This is a genomic window from Pseudomonas sp. GW821-FHT01E05 (assembly GCF_059422425.1).
Genome location: NZ_JBWKWW010000007.1, coordinates 20,187 through 40,219, shown reverse-complemented (window position 1 = coordinate 40,219; position 20,033 = coordinate 20,187). Strand labels below are relative to the sequence as shown.

16 protein-coding genes and 2 pseudogenes are annotated in these 20,033 nt (G+C 57.3%); 11 read left to right on the top strand and 7 right to left on the bottom strand.

From position 1 onward, the window contains the following. Positions 1–206: 206 nt before the first annotated feature. Positions 207–1,406 carry a formaldehyde dehydrogenase, glutathione-independent gene (fdhA, locus tag AC07W5_RS16765; protein ID WP_495023859.1) on the bottom strand — a complete coding sequence of 400 codons (1,200 nt, stop codon included), beginning with the start codon at positions 1,404–1,406 and terminating at the stop codon, positions 207–209. Positions 1,407–1,491: 85 nt separating this feature from the next. Between fdhA and AC07W5_RS16760 the strand changes: the two genes are divergently transcribed. Further along, positions 1,492–1,866, top strand: a complete 375-nt coding sequence (locus AC07W5_RS16760) for a hypothetical protein (RefSeq protein WP_495023858.1) — start codon at positions 1,492–1,494, stop codon at positions 1,864–1,866. Positions 1,867–2,576: 710 nt separating this feature from the next. Further along, positions 2,577–2,798, top strand: a pseudogene (locus AC07W5_RS16755) (helix-turn-helix transcriptional regulator); the annotation flags it as partial. Between the two features lie 82 nt (positions 2,799–2,880). Here AC07W5_RS16755 and AC07W5_RS16750 read toward each other — a convergent pair. Beyond that, a pseudogene (locus tag AC07W5_RS16750) lies at positions 2,881–3,081 on the bottom strand (OprD family outer membrane porin); the annotation flags it as partial. On the opposite strand from AC07W5_RS16750, the gene AC07W5_RS16745 reads away from it, so the two are divergent. After that, a complete protein-coding gene (locus tag AC07W5_RS16745) occupies positions 3,040–3,429 on the top strand; it encodes a LysR substrate-binding domain-containing protein (RefSeq protein WP_495023857.1) in 390 nt (129 codons plus the stop codon). The pseudogene AC07W5_RS16750 and the gene AC07W5_RS16745 sit on opposite strands and share 42 nt — an antisense overlap. Positions 3,430–3,951: 522 nt before the next feature. On the opposite strand, the gene AC07W5_RS16740 is transcribed toward AC07W5_RS16745, so the two are convergent. Further along, positions 3,952–5,004: a LacI family DNA-binding transcriptional regulator gene (locus AC07W5_RS16740; RefSeq protein ID WP_495023856.1), complete on the bottom strand. Its 1,053-nt coding sequence runs from the start codon at positions 5,002–5,004 to the stop codon at positions 3,952–3,954. Positions 5,005–5,204: 200 nt separating this feature from the next. Here AC07W5_RS16740 and AC07W5_RS16735 point away from each other — a divergent pair, with 200 nt between their 5' ends. From AC07W5_RS16735 to AC07W5_RS16725, 3 genes are all read left to right on the top strand, one after another. Then, positions 5,205–6,539: an MFS transporter gene (locus AC07W5_RS16735; protein WP_495023855.1), complete on the top strand. Its 1,335-nt coding sequence runs from the start codon at positions 5,205–5,207 to the stop codon at positions 6,537–6,539. 7 nt (positions 6,540–6,546) lie between these two features. Then, positions 6,547–7,902, top strand: a complete 1,356-nt coding sequence (locus tag AC07W5_RS16730) for an amidase (protein WP_495023854.1) — start codon at positions 6,547–6,549, stop codon at positions 7,900–7,902. 487 nt (positions 7,903–8,389) lie between these two features. Beyond that, complete coding sequence (locus AC07W5_RS16725) at positions 8,390–8,695, top strand: hypothetical protein (protein WP_495023853.1); 306 nt, start codon at positions 8,390–8,392, stop codon at positions 8,693–8,695. A 273-nt stretch (positions 8,696–8,968) separates the two neighbouring features. On the opposite strand, the gene AC07W5_RS16720 is transcribed toward AC07W5_RS16725, so the two are convergent. The 4 genes from AC07W5_RS16720 to AC07W5_RS16705 form a co-directional block, all read right to left on the bottom strand. Further along, a complete protein-coding gene (locus tag AC07W5_RS16720; RefSeq protein WP_495023852.1) occupies positions 8,969–9,157 on the bottom strand; it encodes a heme-binding protein in 189 nt (62 codons plus the stop codon). A gap of 55 nt (positions 9,158–9,212) precedes the next feature. Beyond that, positions 9,213–10,793 (bottom strand): aldehyde dehydrogenase (NADP(+)), encoded by a 1,581-nt coding sequence (locus AC07W5_RS16715; protein WP_495023851.1) that lies wholly within the window; start codon positions 10,791–10,793, stop codon positions 9,213–9,215. 72 nt (positions 10,794–10,865) lie between these two features. Next, the gene (locus AC07W5_RS16710; RefSeq protein WP_495023850.1) at positions 10,866–12,413 is read right to left on the bottom strand and encodes a UxaA family hydrolase; all 1,548 of its coding nucleotides are present in this window, start codon (positions 12,411–12,413) and stop codon (positions 10,866–10,868) included. Between the two features lie 165 nt (positions 12,414–12,578). Beyond that, complete coding sequence (locus tag AC07W5_RS16705) at positions 12,579–13,538, bottom strand: LysR family transcriptional regulator (protein ID WP_494992916.1); 960 nt, start codon at positions 13,536–13,538, stop codon at positions 12,579–12,581. A gap of 120 nt (positions 13,539–13,658) precedes the next feature. Here AC07W5_RS16705 and AC07W5_RS16700 point away from each other — a divergent pair, with 120 nt between their 5' ends. From AC07W5_RS16700 to AC07W5_RS16680, 5 genes are all read left to right on the top strand, one after another. Next, positions 13,659–14,855, top strand: a complete 1,197-nt coding sequence (locus tag AC07W5_RS16700) for a fumarylacetoacetate hydrolase family protein (protein WP_495023849.1) — start codon at positions 13,659–13,661, stop codon at positions 14,853–14,855. Between the two features lie 67 nt (positions 14,856–14,922). Continuing rightward, entirely contained in the window at positions 14,923–16,290 is a 1,368-nt protein-coding gene (locus tag AC07W5_RS16695; protein WP_494992918.1) for an MFS transporter, read from the top strand. A gap of 455 nt (positions 16,291–16,745) precedes the next feature. Beyond that, positions 16,746–18,170: an APC family permease gene (locus AC07W5_RS16690; RefSeq protein WP_494991712.1), complete on the top strand. Its 1,425-nt coding sequence runs from the start codon at positions 16,746–16,748 to the stop codon at positions 18,168–18,170. Between the two features lie 61 nt (positions 18,171–18,231). Next, complete coding sequence (gene speB / locus AC07W5_RS16685) at positions 18,232–19,188, top strand: agmatinase (protein ID WP_495023848.1); 957 nt, start codon at positions 18,232–18,234, stop codon at positions 19,186–19,188. A 13-nt stretch (positions 19,189–19,201) separates the two neighbouring features. Further along, on the top strand, positions 19,202–20,032 hold the full coding sequence (locus AC07W5_RS16680) for a polysaccharide deacetylase family protein (protein WP_495023847.1): 831 nt from the start codon (positions 19,202–19,204) through the stop codon (positions 20,030–20,032). The last annotated feature ends 1 nt before the right edge of the window (position 20,033 follow it).

Sequence of the window (20,033 nt, the reverse complement as noted above, 5' to 3'; positions counted from 1 at the left end):
CCATTGAGCCGCGTAATCAGGAATCCGGGATGCCGATGCTGTTAAGCGAAGCAGAAGGCAATACGGAGCATGGCGTTATACGCCAGTCTTGCTCTGATCCCGCGCGGTCGGAGACCCTGTGCATGAGCTATTGGCGCAGAGCTTAATGCCAGTCAGCTTAACTGACTGGCATTAAGCTCAAAGCTGCCGTTTTCCCAACCTACTCCTTAGGCCGCGCTAAACAGCTTGTGCGGATCCATGACGAATTTCTTCGGCACCCCGGCATCAAACTCGTGGTAGCCGCGCGGCGCATCGTCCAGGCTGATCACCTGCACGCCGACGACCTCGGCAATGTTGATCCGGTCCCACATGATCGCCTGCATCAGCTGACGGTTGTACTTCATCGTCGGGGTCTGGCCGGTGTGGAAGCTGTGGGACTTGGCCCAGCCGAGGCCGAAACGGATGTTCAGGCTGCCATGCTTGGCGGCTTTGTTGACCGCACCCGGGTCTTCGGTAACATACAGGCCGGGGATACCGATATTGCCAGCGACCCGCACCACGCCCATCAGCGCGTTGAGCACGTCGGCCGGGGCTTCGTGCTGCGCGCCGTCATGGCCGTGGCCACGGGCTTCGAAACCGACCGCATCGACCGCACAATCGACTTCCGGCTCACCGAGCAGGTTGGCAATTTGCTCGTGCAGCGGAGTGTCCTGGGTCAGGTCGGCGATCTCGAAGCCCTGAGCCTTGGCATGCGCCAGACGCAGCGGATTGACGTCGCCGACTATCACCACCGCCGCACCAAGCAGACGGGCGGAGGCGGCGGCAGCCATTCCGACCGGACCGGCACCGGCGATATACACCGTGCTGCCAGGGCCGACACCGGCGGTCACCGCGCCGTGGTAGCCGGTCGGCAGGATATCGGAGAGGCAGGTCAAGTCGCGGATTTTCTCCATGGCCTTGTCGCGGTCGGGCAGCTTCAGCAGGTTGAAGTCGGCATACGGCACCAGCACATATTCGGCCTGGCCGCCAACCCAATCGCCCATGTCCACATAGCCATAGGCACCGCCGGGGCGCGCCGGGTTGACCGTCAGGCAGACGCCGGTGTGCTGTTCCTTGCAACTGCGACAACGGCCGCAGGCGACGTTGAACGGCACCGAGACCAGGTCACCGATCTGCACGTTTTCCACGTCTCGGCCCTTCTCGATCACCTCACCGGTGATCTCATGGCCAAGCACCAGCCCGACCTGGGCCGTGGTCCGGCCACGCACCATATGTTGGTCGGAGCCGCAGATATTGGTTGAAACCACGCGTAGGATCACGCCATGGTCGATGCGCTTGCCGCGCGGGTCTTCCATTTTCGGATAGGGGATGGTCTGCACCTCGACCTTGCCTGCGCCGAGATACACGACACCACGATTACCAGACATGCTTTCACCTCGCTTTTGTTGTTGTGAGAACACGGCCCTTGTACTGCGAAGGGGCGCGCGGCCTTACAGTGCAGCGGTATATGTCTTGCGTTTGCGCGTGAATGCCGATTGGTTGGAAGTGACCTTCCAACGACGCGTGATTAGCAGTCATCGTATCGATCCTACGCCTGGTATCAGCACCCTGCGAGAGCATTTAGCAGCCAATCACCACCAGTTTCAGGGCTCTCAACTGCCAGCCTTGCTGGAGTGGGCTGAAGCCACTGGCCCAGCAACTCACCTCTACGTACAACGCAATTTGGAAGAACGACGAGACTTTGCGACAAGGCTCAGGGCCGTGACCGCGCTGAAGCGTGATGTGCGCAAGGAGCAGATCCCTCTTGAGCATCTGGAGTCAGCATGTGCTTATGCGAACTCTCTCGGCATCGTCAGTTCCGACGCGCCGGCGAGCCATTTTGCGTAATGGCTCAGACCTTCGGCGCCCACCCAACGCTTGAGAAGCTAGAGGAACTGTGTTCAGTACCGGGAGTTCATCCGGTTACCTTGGTGGCGGCGTGCTATATGCGAAAGGAAAGCTCAGCCGATATCGGGACCTTTCTAGATCACGTGCAGAATGAGCTACAAGTCCTTGATCCGTATTAGAAAGAAACTGCGGGGGCAAGGTGGTCGCGACAGCCGCCCATCTTGAGAGCGTGAAACCGATTTTCTTTTACGAAGGTGTGCGATGCGAACATAACGAATTTACGACGCAAACTCCTTTCGGCATCGAGGTCCCCCATGCACAACCTTGATATTTCAATGCTACTCACTCAGGTCACCGACGTAGTAACCCGCGCGGGGCATTTACTTATCTCAGAATGGGTTCGGGTAGGTGAGCCGCGAGGGAAGGGCGACAAGGTAGAAGTAGACGTATAAATCGAACGCATTCTGCGTCAGCAACCCCTTACAGGACATTCCTGGTGCTGGGTAGTCGATTTACATACCGCGCATTCACGCGTTTCACCCAAAATCTGAAAACCAGCGTGAGCTGCACAGCAACCAAGTTCGCCAGCAAAGCCACGCGTCCTAGCCAGTCGATCTTGGTCAGATTGCTGCCTTCTCGCGTCATCGCTTTCCAGCCTCCTGGCTGAGGCATCGAGCCCATTCCACCCTTCGTATAACGCTTGCTTCTACTCAGCGGCGCAACTGGAAAGATACTGCAAGCGAGTGTTCCACCTGACTCCGCGGCAGATGATTCAAAAGGTTCGCCTGGAGCACGCGCATCGTCTGCTGCATACCGATATTCCCATCACCGAAGTCGCATTGCAGTGCGGCTATACCGACCATAGCGCTTTCACCCGACAGTTCAAGGCATTGACCGGTTTCAAGTACCGGCAGGCCACCGGACATAAATAAAGCGCTGACTAAGTGTCAGCGCTGAGGTAAAGAGGGCAGGCCAGTCCCCTCGAAGTGCGCGCAATTCCTTGTGACCACGCTGTTAAAGCAAAGGAACGCTGTAGCTGACGAACGGTCGATTCTGATCCTGGTCACGTGACGCTTCACTGTGGGACTCACCGTTACGCCAGCCGAATCCGACGCCCTTGAGAGCTCCGGACTGAATCACGTAATCCAGGCTGATGTCCCGCTCCCATTCCTTTTGGTTGTCACCGGACGTCGTCTTGTCGCCTATGCCAGGCAACTGGCACTGAAGGACTTGGTGGATTACCGCTGGGTCGTTTATCGCGCCAACATGCCCATGCGTTTGCTGTTAGAGCGGGAATTTCATGAGGCCAACCTGCGTTTTCCAGTGCACCTGCTGGAAACCACATCGGCCTTTGCCACCTTGTCGTTGCTGCAGGAAAACCCGACCCTCGTGGCGCTGGTGTCGACTGACGTGGCGAACTTCTGCTCCGGTTGCGGCTTCACCGCCACCCTGCCACTACCCACAACCTCGCGTAGCGAACCGTATGAACTGGTTTCGCGCAAAGGCGTGCCGGACTCGCCGGCGGCCAGGTTATTACGAGAGGCGTTATTGAACCCTGTTTAAGCTCCGGGCCGATAGAAGCGGGCGTTTGCGATAGTGCCCGGCTTTGGATGCCCGCATTCGTGCTATTCAGGCAAATTTGATTTGCGCTAGGCGCAGTGTTTGAAACTGATCTGCGCCGTAATACTTCGCCGGGATTTTGCCTGTCCAATAATTGGCCCACGGATGGCCATCGCGAGGTTAGAACAATGAATGTGTCTAACCGACTTGCGCTCTTGATAACGACTGCTGCGCTGCTCACTGCTTGTGGTGAATCCTCCAAACTACCGTTTCAGGCCAGTGTCGGTCCGGCCCCCCGGTTGCCTGAACCCACTACATTGCTGATCCCCACCTTAAAGGTATCCAAGGCGGTTGGTTGGTCGGGGAGTGACATGCCCAAGGCGCCCGTCGGTTTCAATGTGACTGCCCTGGCCGAGAATCTCGACACCAAAACTTGTCACACCGCCCGGTGGCTGGGTTGTAGGAGGGGGCTATAACGCACAAAGCAGAGAGGGCATAAAAATCATTGGGTATTTCAGACCTTCCTTAGGGCCTCTGTAACAGAGTAGAGCTTGCACGGATGATGAGCTCAGGTTGGACTAACACAGGTTCTACGGTTTTTCCTGCAATCCTGGCAAGTAACGCTTGAAACGCCATTTCTCCCATTTCGTGAAGAGGAAGGCGCACGCTTGTAAGGGATATAGGTAATTCAGCGGCAAGCGGCGTGTCATTGTAACCAACGACAGCGATATCACTCCCCAAGTTGAGCCCTGCTTCGCGAATTGCCCCCATCAGACCAATAGCCAGGAAGTCGTTTACTGCGAATACTCCATCTAATTTTCCATTCTCCTGTAAAAGACGCTGCCCCTGAACATGCCCCTCTCTGGAGTCGAAACGGCCATGCAAAATACGGCTCGGCGGGATATCGATGCCTTGCTCGCGAAAATAATCTACAAAACCGCTCGCCCGGTCTGCGCCAGTGGAGGCAAAGGTTTCCCCCGCCAATATCGCGACCTCCCGACACCCCACTTGAAACAAATGCTCTGCCGCTAATCTCCCGCCGAGAAAGTCATCGCATGTCACACTTGGATGGCCTGGCTGGCGGCGGCTAATCAGTACATATGGCACTTTGCGGTCGGCCAAGTGGCACAGTAACGGTTGACTGTCACCCAAGTGTGAATCACCAATGATCAACCCCGCCACCTGCCGCCGTAAGGTTCTTTCTGCCAACGCTTGTTGTCTGAGGGGTTCATCTCGAGTATTCGAAACGAACGTCACATAACCCGCCACATCGGCAGCCGTATCGATCCCCTCGTAAAAAGTCGCCATAACCAGATCGGATATGCGCGGCATCAACACACCGACTTCCAGACTACGTCGGGTACGAAGCGCCGTGGCCTGGACGTTTGGCCTGTAGTTCCGCTCCAGCGCCAGCGAGCGAATGCGTGCGACGACCTCTGGCGATGCTGCCTTGCTGGCGGCGTCCGAATCGCTATTGAGAACCCTGGATAAGGTCGAGACATGGATACCTAGCTCAGCAGCCATGGACTTCAAGGTGGGCGGTTTTGAGCGGTCAAGCATAGGGTCGGTATCAGCCAAGGAATATGCTCGCTTTCTACCGCAATCTGACCGAAAAGGCAAGAAATCAGCTTACCCAAACGTTTGACTAGGCAAATTTTCACTGCTAGATTCGCCAGCACCCAAACGTTTGGGTTAGCCATAAAAATAACAAACCAGCTTGTCCGCCAGCTGCATCAGCCGGCTTTGACATCTGCCGTTACCTAATCCTGGGAGCGCCAATGAACCGTCAACCCCCTAACCGTTACCGCTATCGCATTTTTTTCATGATCATGCTGATGGCTCTCTTCAACTACATCGACCGCGGGGCCATCTCTTACGCAGCAGCCAGCATCCTTCCCGAGTACGCCTTCAATAAGTCGGACTGGGGCACTCTGCTGGGATATTTCGGATACGGATACATCGTCGGCGCTTTGTGTGGTGGGATCTTGGCTGACCGTTTCGGGCCAAAGCGGATTTGGCTCGTTGCCGGTGGAGCATGGTCGCTGTTTGAGATCGCCACCGCATTTGCTGGAGATCTTGGTTTGGCCGTAATGGGGGGATCTGCTCTGGCTGGCTTTGCCACCATTCGAGTCCTGTTTGGCTTTTGCGAGGGCCCTGCCTACTCAGTGATCAACAAAAGTATAGGGAACTGGGCAACGCCCAAGGAGCGCGGTTTTGTAGTGGCGGTTGGACTGCTCAGCACACCGCTGGGAGCACTGCTGACTGCACCCATTGCGGTGGGCCTACAGACGCTGACCGGCGACTGGCGCAGCATGTTCGTCATACTCGGGGTAGCGAGCCTGGTCCTTCTGGTCTTTTTCATGCGTCGCTTTACCGACCACCCCGATGAAAATCCACGGGTCAGCCAGGCAGAGCGTGACTACCTTCGCCAGGAACGTGGTACGCGGCAAGAGGCTAATGACAAGTTGACACCGACGTTGCCGTGGTGGAGCTTCTTTCAAAATAAAAACTTGATCCTGAATGCGATTGGTTACTTCTCGTTCGTCTACGTGACATTTCTGCTGCTGAGTTGGACCCCGAAATACCTGCAAGATGAGTTTCATTACAACATGTCCTCACTTTGGTATATGGGGATGATTCCATGGGTAGGCGCCTGCTTCACTGTCCTTCTAGGCGGAAAGCTCTCCGATTGGTTACTTCATCGTACCGGAAGTCTGGTTATCGCCCGCAGCTTCCTTGCTGCTGGCTGCCTTATGCTCACAACAGCATGCTTCGTTATGGTTTCCCAAGTTCATAGCGTATTTGGTGTCATCGCCTTAATGACCCTCGGTAATGCATTTAACGCTTTGCCAAACTCGGTCTACTGGGCTGTCGTCATTGATAGCTCGCCCACTAATCGCGTTGGCACCTATAGTGGCTTGACCCACTTTATCGCCAACACGGCATCTTTCATTGCACCCATGTTAACTGGCTATTTGACTGTTTCTTACGGTTACTCCGCCATGTTCAGCGCAGCGGCCGTGGCAACAACTATTGGTATGACCGCCATGTTGCTCGTACGTCCTGGAGTTCGCCAAGTAAGCCCAATAGTTTCCCGCATAATCACAGAGTAAATTAAAAATGCAATCCATACTCCCTCACTCTGCCGGCTATTTTTTCGGAACCTCGGTCGTTGATCTCGGTAGACGCCTGCGCAACGGCCAGCTTACGTCTTTGCAGTTGACGCAGGCAGCGCTGGAGAGCATCGCTCGACTTAATCCAATGCTTAATGCATTTGTACACGTCAACACGCAAGGGGCGCTCGAACAAGCGGTACGAGCTGATTTAGCCTTGGCGGCGGGTCAAGATGCTGGGCCATTGCACGGTATACCCGTAGCGATTAAGGACAATATCGATACTTTTGACATGCCAACCACTTATGGCTCAGCTCATTTCGCTGATCACCGCCCAGACGAGGATGCTATCTGTGTCAAACGGTTACGAGAGGCAGGTGCCGTAATTCTCGGCAAAACATTGACGCATGAATTTGCTTACGGCCCGACAGGTGACCGATCTTTGCAAGGTGCTTCATGTAACCCTTGGGACATTTCACGCATGACGGGTGGGTCAAGCGCAGGAAGCGCAGCTGCGGTGTCGGCGGGTCTGGTACCCCTGGCAATTGGTACAGATACTGGTGGCTCCATCAGGATTCCAACAGCCATGTGTGGTGCTGTTGGATTCAAACCTAGCTATGACGTTGTACCCGCAGGTGGCGTTTTCCCTCTGTCCAAGACTCTGGACCATGTCGGACCTATTGCCAACAATGTGGAAGACGCGGCACTGCTTTTTGCAGCCCTCAGCGGACATTCTCAATTGGACAATTCCACTGTTGCCTCTCCACGTATTGGCTGGATTGATGCCCTGGCGTTTGCCCCCGTTGATGCGCTAATCAACGCTACGATTAAGTTGAACGCTGAAAAGCACTTTGGCGGTCGCTTGGAAACGGTAAGTGGGTTCGAAGAGCTTATGCCTGGCCTAAAGGTGGCAATGGCCGCGATCCAACGTTCCGAAGTGTATGAAGTACATTCCCAGCGTGTCGCTGACCACCCTCAGCTTTTTGAGAAAGAGGTCTTTGAGCGGTTGGAAATGTCGGCTGACGTGCGAGGCTGGGAGTATGTTAGCGCTATGAAAACCCGTGAGGCGCTTATGCAGAAAATGGCAGAGATGTTCTGTAAGTACGATTTGCTCGTAATGCCAACGCTTCCGATCACTGCCCCCGAACTGAACCAGCGTGATATTAAAATAAACGGAGCAGTAGCGAGCGTGCGAGATGCGGTGTTGAGCCTGGCCATCGCTTGGAACCTCACGGGGCTGCCCGCTATTAATCTTCCCGCAGGTCATGTGAACGGGCTTCCCATTGGCATGCAAGTTGTCGCCGCGATGCACAACGATCTGTGGATGTTGCAGGTATTGAGTAACTCCACGCCCAAAGCCTAGACGTGGAAACCACGTATAAGTGGTAGCTAGCCCTTTCAATATAAATCTCCCATGATAACTGCCCTGAAAAGGGCAGTTATCTAGTGGTGAGTCGACCGTGATTACAAATGTACAAATGCTAACCAAAGCCCCTTCAACAGCTACTGAGGGAAGCGCTGTTGGTGTGTTTAAAGCAACTGTACTTTGTCATTAGATGATCGATCAGCTTGCAGTCCTCGGCCGAAATCCCTCGAAGCCCGGCAAGACGCCCCTCGGTCGTTACACTCCGGTGCTGTTGTACCTCCTTGTCAAGTAGATCATCTTCAACCGAACGCTCCAGTAGCTTGCGAAAATCGCTGCAGATTCCTTGAGCCAATGCCCGGTAAACTGCTCCGCTGTACGATTTCACTAACTTTATTCGCCGCGTCCAAACGGCTCAGAGGAATGTTGTTAGCCATTTGGGTATTCGTGTTCCAGCAATGGAACGCCTTTGCACATATGACCGTCCTTGAAAATGTCCATCCGTAGCTGCCATGCGAATGCATCCGCGGCGGTTGAGGAGGTATCTCGAGCGGCCGGGTTCTTTGACGACATTACCTGCGGCATGGATCAAATCATCGATCACAATATCCAGATTGCCTCAGCCACAGTACAGCACGCCTGTGTTGTACAGGGCATTGAGCAAAATACTTTTGAGATTAAAAATCTGAGTGAGAGCACCGCGAGTCAAGCGGATAGCACGGTGAAAATCAGCAATGAGGTCGTCGGGATGACGCGCAAACTTCATGCGCTCATCGCTAACTTCAAAATGTGAGTTGGCGTTGGTTCGGCAGCACATTAGATACGCAGGCATTGAGCAGTGAAAGCACGACTTTTGTAGTCATTTGTTTGGGGCTGCGTTGCTCCAGGGACTGAAGTCGATTTGCGAGTGCGGCTTGGCCTTGAGAATGCGCCTGACCTGTGGAGATCACAAACTCATCGCGATGTTTCCAGCGCAGTGAGAGCCCTGTCGGCCGAGTTTTTTTGTAGACGGCTGCATGAGTCAATCCTCAAATTGGTAGCTGTGTGAATTTCATTGTGGCCAGGCTTATGGCCGTCCTGCTCGCAGCGTAAAGTCCTGATCCGCCTCGACCGTTGCGCCCGAAATCCCGAGTCCGCCTATGACCTTGCCCTGAGGGTCTCGCAGAACAATGCAGCCACCGAAGCTGATCAGCCCGCCGTTGGTGCCTTCCAGGTTGTAGCAAGCTTGCTTGCGATAGCGGCGTGACAGACACATGGATGCCGCCATCATCGCAAGCAAGCTTGCTCCTGCAGAGGACACTGCTCGACCGTCAGAGGGCGTCGCGGGAGGGCTGGCCGTCCACCAGCCGCTGAATGCGTAGTGGATTGGCGTTCTTCAATGGCTCCGGCAACAGTCTATCGGGGTAGTTCTGGAAGCACACCGGGCGCAGGAAGCGATCGATGGCCAGCGTGCCCACCGATGTACCGCGCGCATCGGACGTCGCCGGATACGGCCCGCCGTGGACCATCGAATCACACACCTCCACACCGGTTGGATAGCCGTTAAGCAGGATCCGTCCGACCTTCTGTTCCAGCAGCGCCGTCAGCTCACCGAACTGTTCGAAGTCTGCCGATTCGCCTATGATCGTCGCCGTCAGCTGCCCATGCAGGCCCTGCAGTGCGGCACTCAATTGCACCTGATCCGCCACTTCGACAAACACCGTGGTCGGTCCGAAGACTTCTTCCTGCAGCACTTCATCGCCCTCGATCAACAGGCTGACATCGGCTTTGAACAACTGCGGCTGGGCCTGGTTGCCCTGTTGCGCCTGGCCGGCCAGATGCTCGATGCCCGGATGTGCGAGGAGTTTTTGCAGGCCCTTGCCATAGCTGCTCAGCGTCCCGGCATTGAGCATGGTTTGCGCCGGCTGATCGCCGATGAAAACCGCGACCTGCTGCACGAACGCACTGAACTGCGGTGAGCGAATGCCGATCACCAAACCGGGGTTGGTGCAGAACTGGCCGCAGCCCTGAACCACCGAAGCGGTCAGGTCACGGGCGACCGATTCTGACCGCGCTTGCAACGCCTGCGGCAGCACGATCACCGGGTTGATGCTTGACATCTCTGCGAACACCGGGATGGGTTGAAGACGGGCTGCAGCCATGTCGCACAATGCCCGTCCGCCTTTGAGCGAACCGGTAAAACCGACCGCCTGAATCGCCGGATGCTTGACCAACGCTTCACCGACGCCACCGCCGTAGATCATGTTGAACACGCCGGCCGGCATCCCGGTTCTTTCCGCGGCGCGGATGATCGCATCGGCAACGAGTTCGGCCGTGGCCATGTGGCCACTGTGGGCCTTGAACACCACCGGGCAGCCAGCCGCCAATGCCGAGGCGGTGTCGCCACCGGCGGTGGAAAACGCCAAGGGAAAGTTGCTCGCACCAAACACCGCAACCGGGCCGAGGCCGATGCGGTACTGGCGCAGGTCCGGACGCGGCAACGGCAGGCGGTCCGGTAACGCCCGATCGATCCGCGCAGCGTAGAAATCCCCGCGACGCAGGACCTTGGCGAACAGGCGCATCTGGCCGCTGGTGCGACCGCGCTCGCCTTGAATGCGGGCGGCGGGCAGCGCGGTTTCGCGGCTGACCAGCGCCACAAAATCATCGCCCAATGCATCCAGCTCATCGGCAATGGCATCGAGAAACTGCGCGCGACGTTCGGCGCTCAGGCTGCGATACGCCGGGTAAGCGGCAGCGGCAAAATTGGCAGCGGCGTCGACTTCTTCAAGGGTGGCCTGGTGGAAACTGTAAGGCAGGTTATCGCCGGTGTTGGCATCAACGCTGTTGACGATGACAGTGCCAGTAGCGCTGCGCTGACCACCGATGTAGTTGTGGCCGATAATCGTGGACATTTCTGGCTCCAGAAAAGGATGTTCGAATCCCCTTGCGGGGATTTCAGGGCTATAGGGGAGGAGGGCAGGGATTCAGGTAACGGCGCCGATCTGCCAGGGCACGAATTCGTTCTGCCCGTAACCGTGCTGCTCGCTCATGCTGCGTTCACCCGAAGCGATGCGCAGCATGAGTTTGAAGATGGCTTCACCGCATTCTTCGATGGTCATGGTGTCTTCAGCGATCTCGCCGCAGTTGATGTCCATGTCTTCGCGTTGGCGGTTCCACAACGCGGTATTGGTTGCCAGCTTGATCGATGGGGAGGGGGCGCAACCGTAGGCCGAGCCACGTCCGGTGGTGAAGGCAATCAGATTGGCGCCACCGGCGACCTGGCCTGTGGCCGATACCGGGTCATAGCCGGGGGTGTCCATGAACACCAGGCCTTTGGCGCTGACTGTCTGGGCATATTCATAAACATCGACCAGGTTGCCGGACCCTGCTTTAGCGACAGCACCCAGTGACTTCTCCAGGATGGTGGTCAAGCCTCCGACCTTGTTGCCGGCCGAAGGGTTGTTGTTCAGTTCTGCACCCATGCGCTCGCAATACGCCTCCCACCAATGAATCCGTGCAATGAGTTTTTCGCCCACTGCGCGGTTGACTGCCCGGCGGGTCAGCAGGTGTTCGGCGCCATAGATTTCCGGCGTTTCAGAAAGGATTGCCGTGCCGCCACAGGCGACCAGTCGGTCCACCGCATTACCCAGCGCAGGGTTGGCGGTGATGCCGGAATAACCATCCGAGCCACCGCATTGCAGGCCAATGATCAGGTGCCTGGCACTGACGAGTTCACGTTTGACCTGGTTAGCCTCCTCAAGCAACGCCTTGACCTGAGCGATGCCGCTGGCGACCGCTTTGGATGTGCCGCCGCTGTCCTGGATGCTGAAAGTGCGCAGTGTATCGCTGCGGCTCAGACCCTGGGTGCTGAGCAGCCCTTCGATCTGGTTGGTTTCGCAGCCCAGCCCGATCACCAGCACAGCGGCGAAGTTGGCATGGGTCGCGTAGCCCGCCAATGTACGGCGCAGCAACGCCAGGCCTTCGCCGGCGGGGTCTACGGCGCAACCGGCGGAGTGGGTCAGGGCGACCACGCCATCGACGTTGGGGTATGCCAGCAATGCGCCGGGGTTAATGTCCCGTCGGAAGTGGTCGGCTATGGCGCGGGCGACGGTGGCCGAGCAATTCACAGAGGTCAGGATGCCGATATAGTTTCGGGTAGCCACGCGACCGTCCGGGCGCACGATCCCCATGAACACAGGCTCGCTGTTCAAGGGCTTGTCGGGTTTCACATCGAGGCTGAACGCATAATCACGGGCGAAATCGCCCATGGTCAGGTTGTGCACATGCACGTGGTCACCGGCCTCGATAACCTCGGTGGAAAAACCGATGATCTGCCCATAGCGACGCAGGGCCTGGCCTGCATCAATGCGACGTGCGGCGATCTTGTGACCGGCGGGTACAGGTTGACGTACGGTCATGCCTTCCTGTTCGAGGACTTCACCCGGTACCAACGGCCGACGGGCGATCAGCACATCGTCCAGAGGATTGAGGCGCAGGACGGCGGCTGCACCGGTTTTCATGATCAATTCCATCGGAAACTCTCTGGCTATGAGACGTGGGAGGTCGCTGGCCAACAGGCCGCGCCATGCCTTTGTTGCTGCACTATAAGAGCCCCCGGATGCTGCTGCCTAATGAGACCTTTGGATTGATCGATAACTTTTTCTCATCTTATTTGCCGTTATTGACAAAAAAAGTCCTCAGTGATCGGCAGTTTCCCGTCGCAGCCTGGCGAATTCCAGCAAGGTGTCGGCGAATTCGCGGGCCGCTTCGGTCAGTGGTTCATCCTTGCGCGTGATGATGCCGTAGTCCTGAGGTTCGACCTTGAACGGAGTGTTGAGCACTTTAAGCAAGCCACTCTGAACCTGCGACTGCACCATGGATTCGGGCAACATCGCGAGCATCGGCCCCGATTGCAGGAGTTGCAGGAAGGTGGGCATCGAGATGGTTTCGACGGTGTTGGTGGGCGTGCGCATGTTGAATTCGGTGAAGGCGCTTTCCATCCGGCGCCGTATGGGCGCATTGAAGGGGTACATCACCCAGGGCCAATCGCTCAGTTGCTCGGTAGCCACTTCGTCGAACTGCGCGAGGGGATGGCGACTGTTGACCACCAGGCAAAAGGGTTCAGGTCCGAGTGCACGGAAGTCGAACGGTTGCTGATAACGCTCATCCGTGAAGCGGGCAATGATCAAATCGAGCTTCTTGTGCTCAAGCATTTCCAGCAGTTGATTGCTGGTTTGCTCAATCACTTCGATGGACAGCATGGGGCGGTCCAGCTTGATCCGGGTGATCGCCTCGGGCAGCACGACCGAGGTCGCGGCGAAAATCGCGCCGACTTTCAAATGACCATGTCCACCTTTGCGCAATTTATTGAGCTGATCGACGAATGACTGCGTGTCGTCGAGCGTCATCCGGGCATAGCGGACCACGAACTCGCCAAGTTCGGTCAGGGCCATGCTGCGGGTTTGCCGTTCGAACAACGCAAAACCGAGTAACAGCTCGACGTCGCGCAACATCTTGCTGATGGCTGGCTGTGTCAGATTCATCAGTTCGGCAGTGGTGTGCATGTTGCGGGTCTTGGCCAAAGTGTCGACCAATATCAAATGCTTGATCTTCAGCCATTTGCTCACGCTGGCGAATGAAATCTCGTCGTTTTCCATAAAGAGGCTCGATCTGGTTGATAACGAAACGATATCAAACACTGAAAATATGTCATTGGGATTTATCAGACAAGTCCACTAGTTTTGCCGGGTCGTCATCGAATTGACCTGGACCTATATATGCCCCATCTGAAATTGACCTGTAAAAACACCCTGCCGATCGATGGGCTGGAAGGCACTCTGATCGGTCGTGCCTGGGTGCCGGGGGAGGCCGCTGGCCCCTCGCCGGTAGTGCTGCGCGCCGACGGTGTGTTTGATTTGTCGAAGGTGTTCCCGACATTGAGTGATCTGCTGGAAAGTGCTTCACCGCTTGAGGCTGTTCGTAGCATTCGCGGTGAATACATCGGGAGTCTTGAGGCATTGTTGGCCAATACGGGCCCCGGGTCCGATCCCGCCAAGGCTTTTCTGTTGCCGCCGGCTGACCTGCAGGTGATCAAGGCTGCCGGTGTGACATTCGCCGCCAGCATGATTGAACGCGTGATTGAAGAGCAGGCGGGCGGTGATGCAGTCAAGGCCGAGAGTGTACGCAGCCTCGTCAAAGCGGCTATTGGCGACAACCTGAGTTCGATCAAACCGGGTTCAACCGAAGCCGCCCGGCTGAAGGCCTTGTTGATCGAGCAGGGGCTTTGGTCACAATACCTGGAAGTCGGCATCGGCCCTGATGCCGAGATATTCACCAAGGCCCCCGTCCTCGCTTCCGTCGGCAGCGGTAATGAGGTGGGTATTCATCCCAAATCGAAATGGAACAACCCTGAGCCGGAAATAGTCCTGGCGGTAAACAGCCGTGGTCGGATACAAGGCGTAACCTTGGGCAACGACGTCAATCTGCGCGACTTCGAAGGCCGTAGCGCATTGCTGTTGAGCAAAGCCAAGGACAACAATGCGTCATGTGCGATCGGCCCGTTTATTCGCCTGTTCGACGAAGGCTTTTCTCTGGATGATGTGCGCCGCTGCGTGGTCGATCTGGTCGTTGAGGGTGATGACGGTTTTATCATGTGCGGCAGCAGTTCGATGGAGCAGATCAGTCGCGACCCGCTTGAGTTGGTCGCGCAGACTGTGGGCAGCGATCACCAGTACCCGGACGGTTTCATGCTGTTTCTCGGCACGCTGTTCGCCCCGACACAAGACCGTGAAGAGCCGGGCAGTGGCTTCACTCACAAGCCGGGCGATAGCGTTAGCATCGGGAGCCCGTTGTTGGGCACGCTTCACAATCGCGTCACCTACAGCAATGAAGCCACACCCTGGACGTTTGGCCTGCGTGCATTGATGGGCAACCTGGCCGCTCGGGGTCTGGTGGCAGGTAAATCACTCCACTGATTTGCCTGCCAGAGGTTCCTGGCAGATAAAAACAGTGATCGCTGGACAATAATAATAAGGCACACAAATGATGACCAAAAACACCACAAGACCGGATCACGCGGCAGCCATCGAGAGCGCCATTGCCAAGTGTCGATGGAAGCTGTTGCCGTTCCTCGCTTTAATGTTTGCCCTGGCAATGATCGATCGCTCCAACGTCGGTTTCGCCAAGGCGGCACTGCAGACCGATATCGGCTTGAGCAATGCGGCCTTCGCCCTGGGTGCGGGTATTTTCTTTATCGGTTATGCCATCTTCGAAGTGCCGAGTAATCTGATGTTGCACCGCGTCGGCGCGAGAGTCTGGCTCAGCCGGATCATGATCACCTGGGGGCTGGTGTCCGCCGCCATGATGTTCACCCGGGATGAAACAACGTTTTACGTGCTGCGCTTTCTGCTCGGCGTGGCCGAAGCGGGTTTTTCCCCGGGTGTGATCCTGTACCTGACCTACTGGTTTCCGGCCCAGCGTCGCGGCCAGGCTATCGGCATCTACTATTTCGGCTTGCCAATGGCCTTGATGCTGGGCAGTCCAATGTCGGGCTGGTTGCTGGAAATGCATGACATGTTCAACCTGACCAACTGGCAATGGATGTTCCTGGTGGAAGGCCTGGCGGCGGTCGTCGTAGGGATCATTGCGCTGTTCTACCTCAAGAGTAAGCCACAGCATGCCCCTTGGCTCACCCGCGAAGAGAAAGCGGCCCTGAGCCAGGAGATCGAGGCTGAAGACAAGCTGAAACTGGCCCATGGCCCGACCAACCTGCTGAGTCTGATGCGCAACAAGCGGGTGCTGAAGTTCATCCTGATCTACTTCAGCGTTCAGGTCAGTGTGTACGGGGTCATCTTCTATCTGCCGACCCGAATTTCGGAGCTGCTGGGGACCAAGGTCGGCTTAGAGGTGGGTATGTTCATTTCATTACCGTGGCTGTGCGCTGCCATCGCCATGTACTTTGTGACGCGTTATGCCGACCGGCATGGGGCTCATCTCAAGATGGCGATGTGCATGCTGGGCATGGCTGCCCTGGGTATTGCGGCCTCGGCCTTGCTCAACAGTTTTGCACCGGTACTACTGGCTTTCTGTTTCGCAGCCGCCGGTTTCGTGACCGTTCAACCGCTGTTCTGGACGCTGCCGACCGGCTACCTCGGTGGGGTTGCCGCGGCCGGTGGTATTGCCCTGATTGGATCCATGGGCAACATCGGCGGCTTTGTCGCGCCAATACTCAAGGCCAATATGGAGGTCTGGTTCACCGATCCACGGGCTGGGATGTTGTCGCTGTCGGCAGCGGGGTTGGTGGGAGTTTACCTGCTATGGACATTGCGCGCGCCAAAGGGGCAACTGCAGGTCAATCAAGGTCCGCTGGACGGGGTGGCGAGTAGTGCCCGGGCACCTTCCAATCCTTGAAATCACAATAGACCGTCTAGTCCTGAAATAGGTTTACACCTGTTTCACCCTAACGCTCGATGGCGCTGAACTCGCCTTAGGCGACGTTCATGGTCTTGATCGTTCCCACGCTCTGCGTGGGAATGCCGCCCCGGACGCTCTGCGTCCGCTGTAGAGGTGACGCAGAGCGTCACAGGATGCATTCCCACGCGGGAGCGTGGGAACGATCAACCGATAAAAATAGCCGATGCCTTTTAAGGGCTTCGGCTTTTTTTTGTCGATAAATCCTGCCGGCGTCCGGCATCCGTGCGGTTTTGTGCAAGTCAGCTTTCGTCTTTGGTAATTGGTGCCTCGCAGCCATCCCCCTATCTTGAGTTGGCGATAACACCCGGCAACGATCGGGTGTTGCTCAAGAGCTCTGTCCTACAAGAAGCGTTTTCGCTACCTGCCAATAAAAAACGAGCCTGGGAACAATCATGAAACTCTACGAACTTTTCGGTTACGACCGTCACGGTGCAATCAGCGAGCTCGACACGGCGCTCAACAAAGGAAAGCTCAACACCAAGGACGTCAGTTTTTCCGCGTTGGGGTTCAACGCACCGGCCTGGGTGGCCGCCTCGTCAATGTCGATCCTCTACTCGATCTCCGGTCACCAGGCACCCCTGGCGATCCTGATTGCGTTTTTCTTTCCCATGTTGGTGCTGGCCGTATGCATGGTTTCGCTGACACGTCAGGCACCGTCGGCAGGGGGCATCTTCACCTTTTGCTCGCGTTTCCTGCATCCGGATATTGGTTGCATCCTGGGCTGGACCTATGCCGTTGCCTGCATCGCCGTCACGCCGATGTGTGCGTTGATTGGCTCCGAGTACCTCCAGGCGCTGATTCCTTCGCTCGCTGGCGAACTCAACGCGAAGATCATCGGTACGTTGTTGATCGTGACCTTCTTTGCTGTGTCGGTGCGCGGGGTCGGAGTGACCGCGAAGCTTGCCAGTACCTTTCTGGTTTTCGAAATAGCCGTGGTCGCCGGGCTCGGTTTCATGGGGCTCATCCATCCTCAAGTCGAGAACCTGTCGTTTGCCTCGATGTATTCGCTGCAAGGCGCCGGTGGTCTGGCGGCGATTGGCCCGGGAGTGCTGTTTGGTGTGTGGATGCTGGCGAACTTCGACTCGGCCATTAACTACATCGAAGAGGCACGCGTACCGGTTCGCACCGTGCAGCGCTCACTGTTGATCGTGCTGACCTCGGCCTTCGTGATCTACAGTCTGGCGGCCATCGGCTGGCAATACGCGGTTCCGGTGGAGCAGTTGGCTGCCATTGTTGAAAACGGCAACGGCGGGCCGATCGCCGCTGTCGCCAATGTCTACCTGCCACCGGCCATGGCCTGGCTGGCGCTGTTCGTAGTGATTACCTCGGCGTGCGCCGGCTTGCAGATTTCCTCCAATTCGTCGGCGCGCACGCTGTATCGGATGAGTGAGGAGGGGCATCTGCCGGGTGCGTTTAGCGCTGTCAACCGCTTCAAGGCGCCGTGGTTCACCCTGGGGCTGGTGTCGCTCGCCGGCATTGCCTTGCTCTGGTGGAAACCGCTGGACAAGATCGTTTGGTATTACGACGTGGTCACCATCACCCTGGTGATGTCCTACATCTCGGCGCTGGCGGCCTTCATGGTCATGACCTGGAAACAACACAAGGCACTCACCGCAACACTACTGTCGATCCCCGCATTGCTGGCGCTCTTTGTACTCGCCTACATCGGTTACACCGCAGGCGCCAACCCGGTCTCCCCGGACGATCTCTATACCGCCTGGTATTTGGGAGCACTGTCGCTGGTGAGTGGCGCGCTGATCGTGCTCTCGGGTAAACGCCGGCGCAGAGGTGCCGGTGCGATGCCGGCGAAGGCGTGATACGTCCTGAACATCCCTTTTTTATCGTCAATTCATCTGCTGATACCCAGGAGTAATCTTGATGGCCAATGACTTTCCGCAACCTCTGGACGCCGCCGTCATCCCCCGTTTTGCAGGCATACCGAGCTTTATGCGCCTGCCGATATTCACCGATCCGGCAGACGTCCAGATCGCCTTGCTGGGTATCCCCTGGGATGGCGGCACCACCAACCGCGCAGGCGCCCGGCATGGTCCACGGGAGGTGCGCAACCAGTCGAGCATGATGCGCAAGGTTCACCACGTCAGCCATATCGCACCCTATGATCTGGTGCGGGTCGGCGACCTGGGCGACGCGCCGGTCAACCCAATTGATCTGCTCGATTCCCTCAAGCGAATTGAAGCGTTCTATCGGCAGGTCCATGAGGTCGGTACGGTGCCGCTGTCCGTCGGTGGCGATCATCTGGTGACGTTGCCGATTTTCCGCGCCATCGCCCGGGACCGGCCTATCGGCATGGTCCATTTCGATGCTCACTCCGACACCAATGACCGTTACTTCGGCGACAACCTCTACACCCATGGCACACCTTTTCGCCGTGCGGTCGAGGAGGGGCTGCTGGACCCCACGCGCACGGTACAGATCGGTATTCGCGGTTCGATCTATTCGGCAGAAGACGAAGACTTCGCCAAGGACTGCGGTATCCGGGTGATCCATATGGAGGAGTTCGCCGACATCGGCGTTGCCGCGACGATTGCCGAGACGCGACGCATCGTGGGCGACGAGCCGACCTACGTCACCTTCGATGTCGATGTCCTGGACCCGGCGTTTGCGCCGGGCACCGGCACACCCGAGATCGGCGGCATCACCACGTTGCAGGCGCAGCAACTGATCCGGGGCCTGCAAGGCCTGAATCTGATCGGTGCCGATGTGGTGGAAGTGTCGCCGCCCTTTGATGTGGGCGGGGCCACGGCGCTGGTGGGCGCGACCATGATGTTTGAGTTGCTGTGCATTCTCGCCGACTCAATCAAGCGTCGCTCGTAGAAGGAATCCATTGATGACTGCCTGGCCTGCGAACAAACGTTTTGCTGTGACCTTGAGTTTTGACCTGGATGCAGAAAGCGCCTGGGAGCCATCCAGCCTCGACGGGCGCCGGCTCTCGCTGCTGTCGATGGGCGCCTATGGACGCCGCGTTGGCGTGCCGCGCCTGCTGGAATTGCTGGCCCGCTACGGCCTTCGGGCGCAGTTCTACATTCCCGCTCGCGTGGCCGAGATCGACCCGGAGGTGGTACGCAGCATCGCAGCTGCCGGCCACGGGATTGGTTGCCACGGTTACTTCCATGAGCGTGTCGATGAACAGACGCCCGAGCAGAATCTGCAGATTCTCAAGGACTCCAAGGCGCTGCTCGAAACCCTCCTGGATCGGCCGGTCACCCATTACCGCGCACCGTTGTGGGAGCTGACCCCGGACGTCGTTGACTCGCTCATTGCCCTGGGCTTTCACAGCGATAGTAGCTTGATGGGCGATGACCGGCCGTACCGCGTCGGCAGCGCTGAGAAGAGTCTGCTGGAGCTGCCCGTCAGTTGGTTGCTGGACGACTGGGAGCAGTTCGCCTATTCGGCAGAGCCTGCGTTGGGCAGTGTGATCGCAGACCCGGAAAAGGTCTTTCGACTCTGGTCGGCGGAGCTGGAAGGAATGCGTCACTACGGCAGCCATTTCATCCTGACCATGCACCCGCAATTGATCGGTCGCGCATCACGCATTGCGATGCTGGAGCGGCTGATCCAACAGATACAACGCTATGACGATGTCTGGATCTGCACGCCTGACGATGTCTACTCACGCTGGCAGGCGGGCGATTTGACACTGCCGCTGCATCCTTACTGAG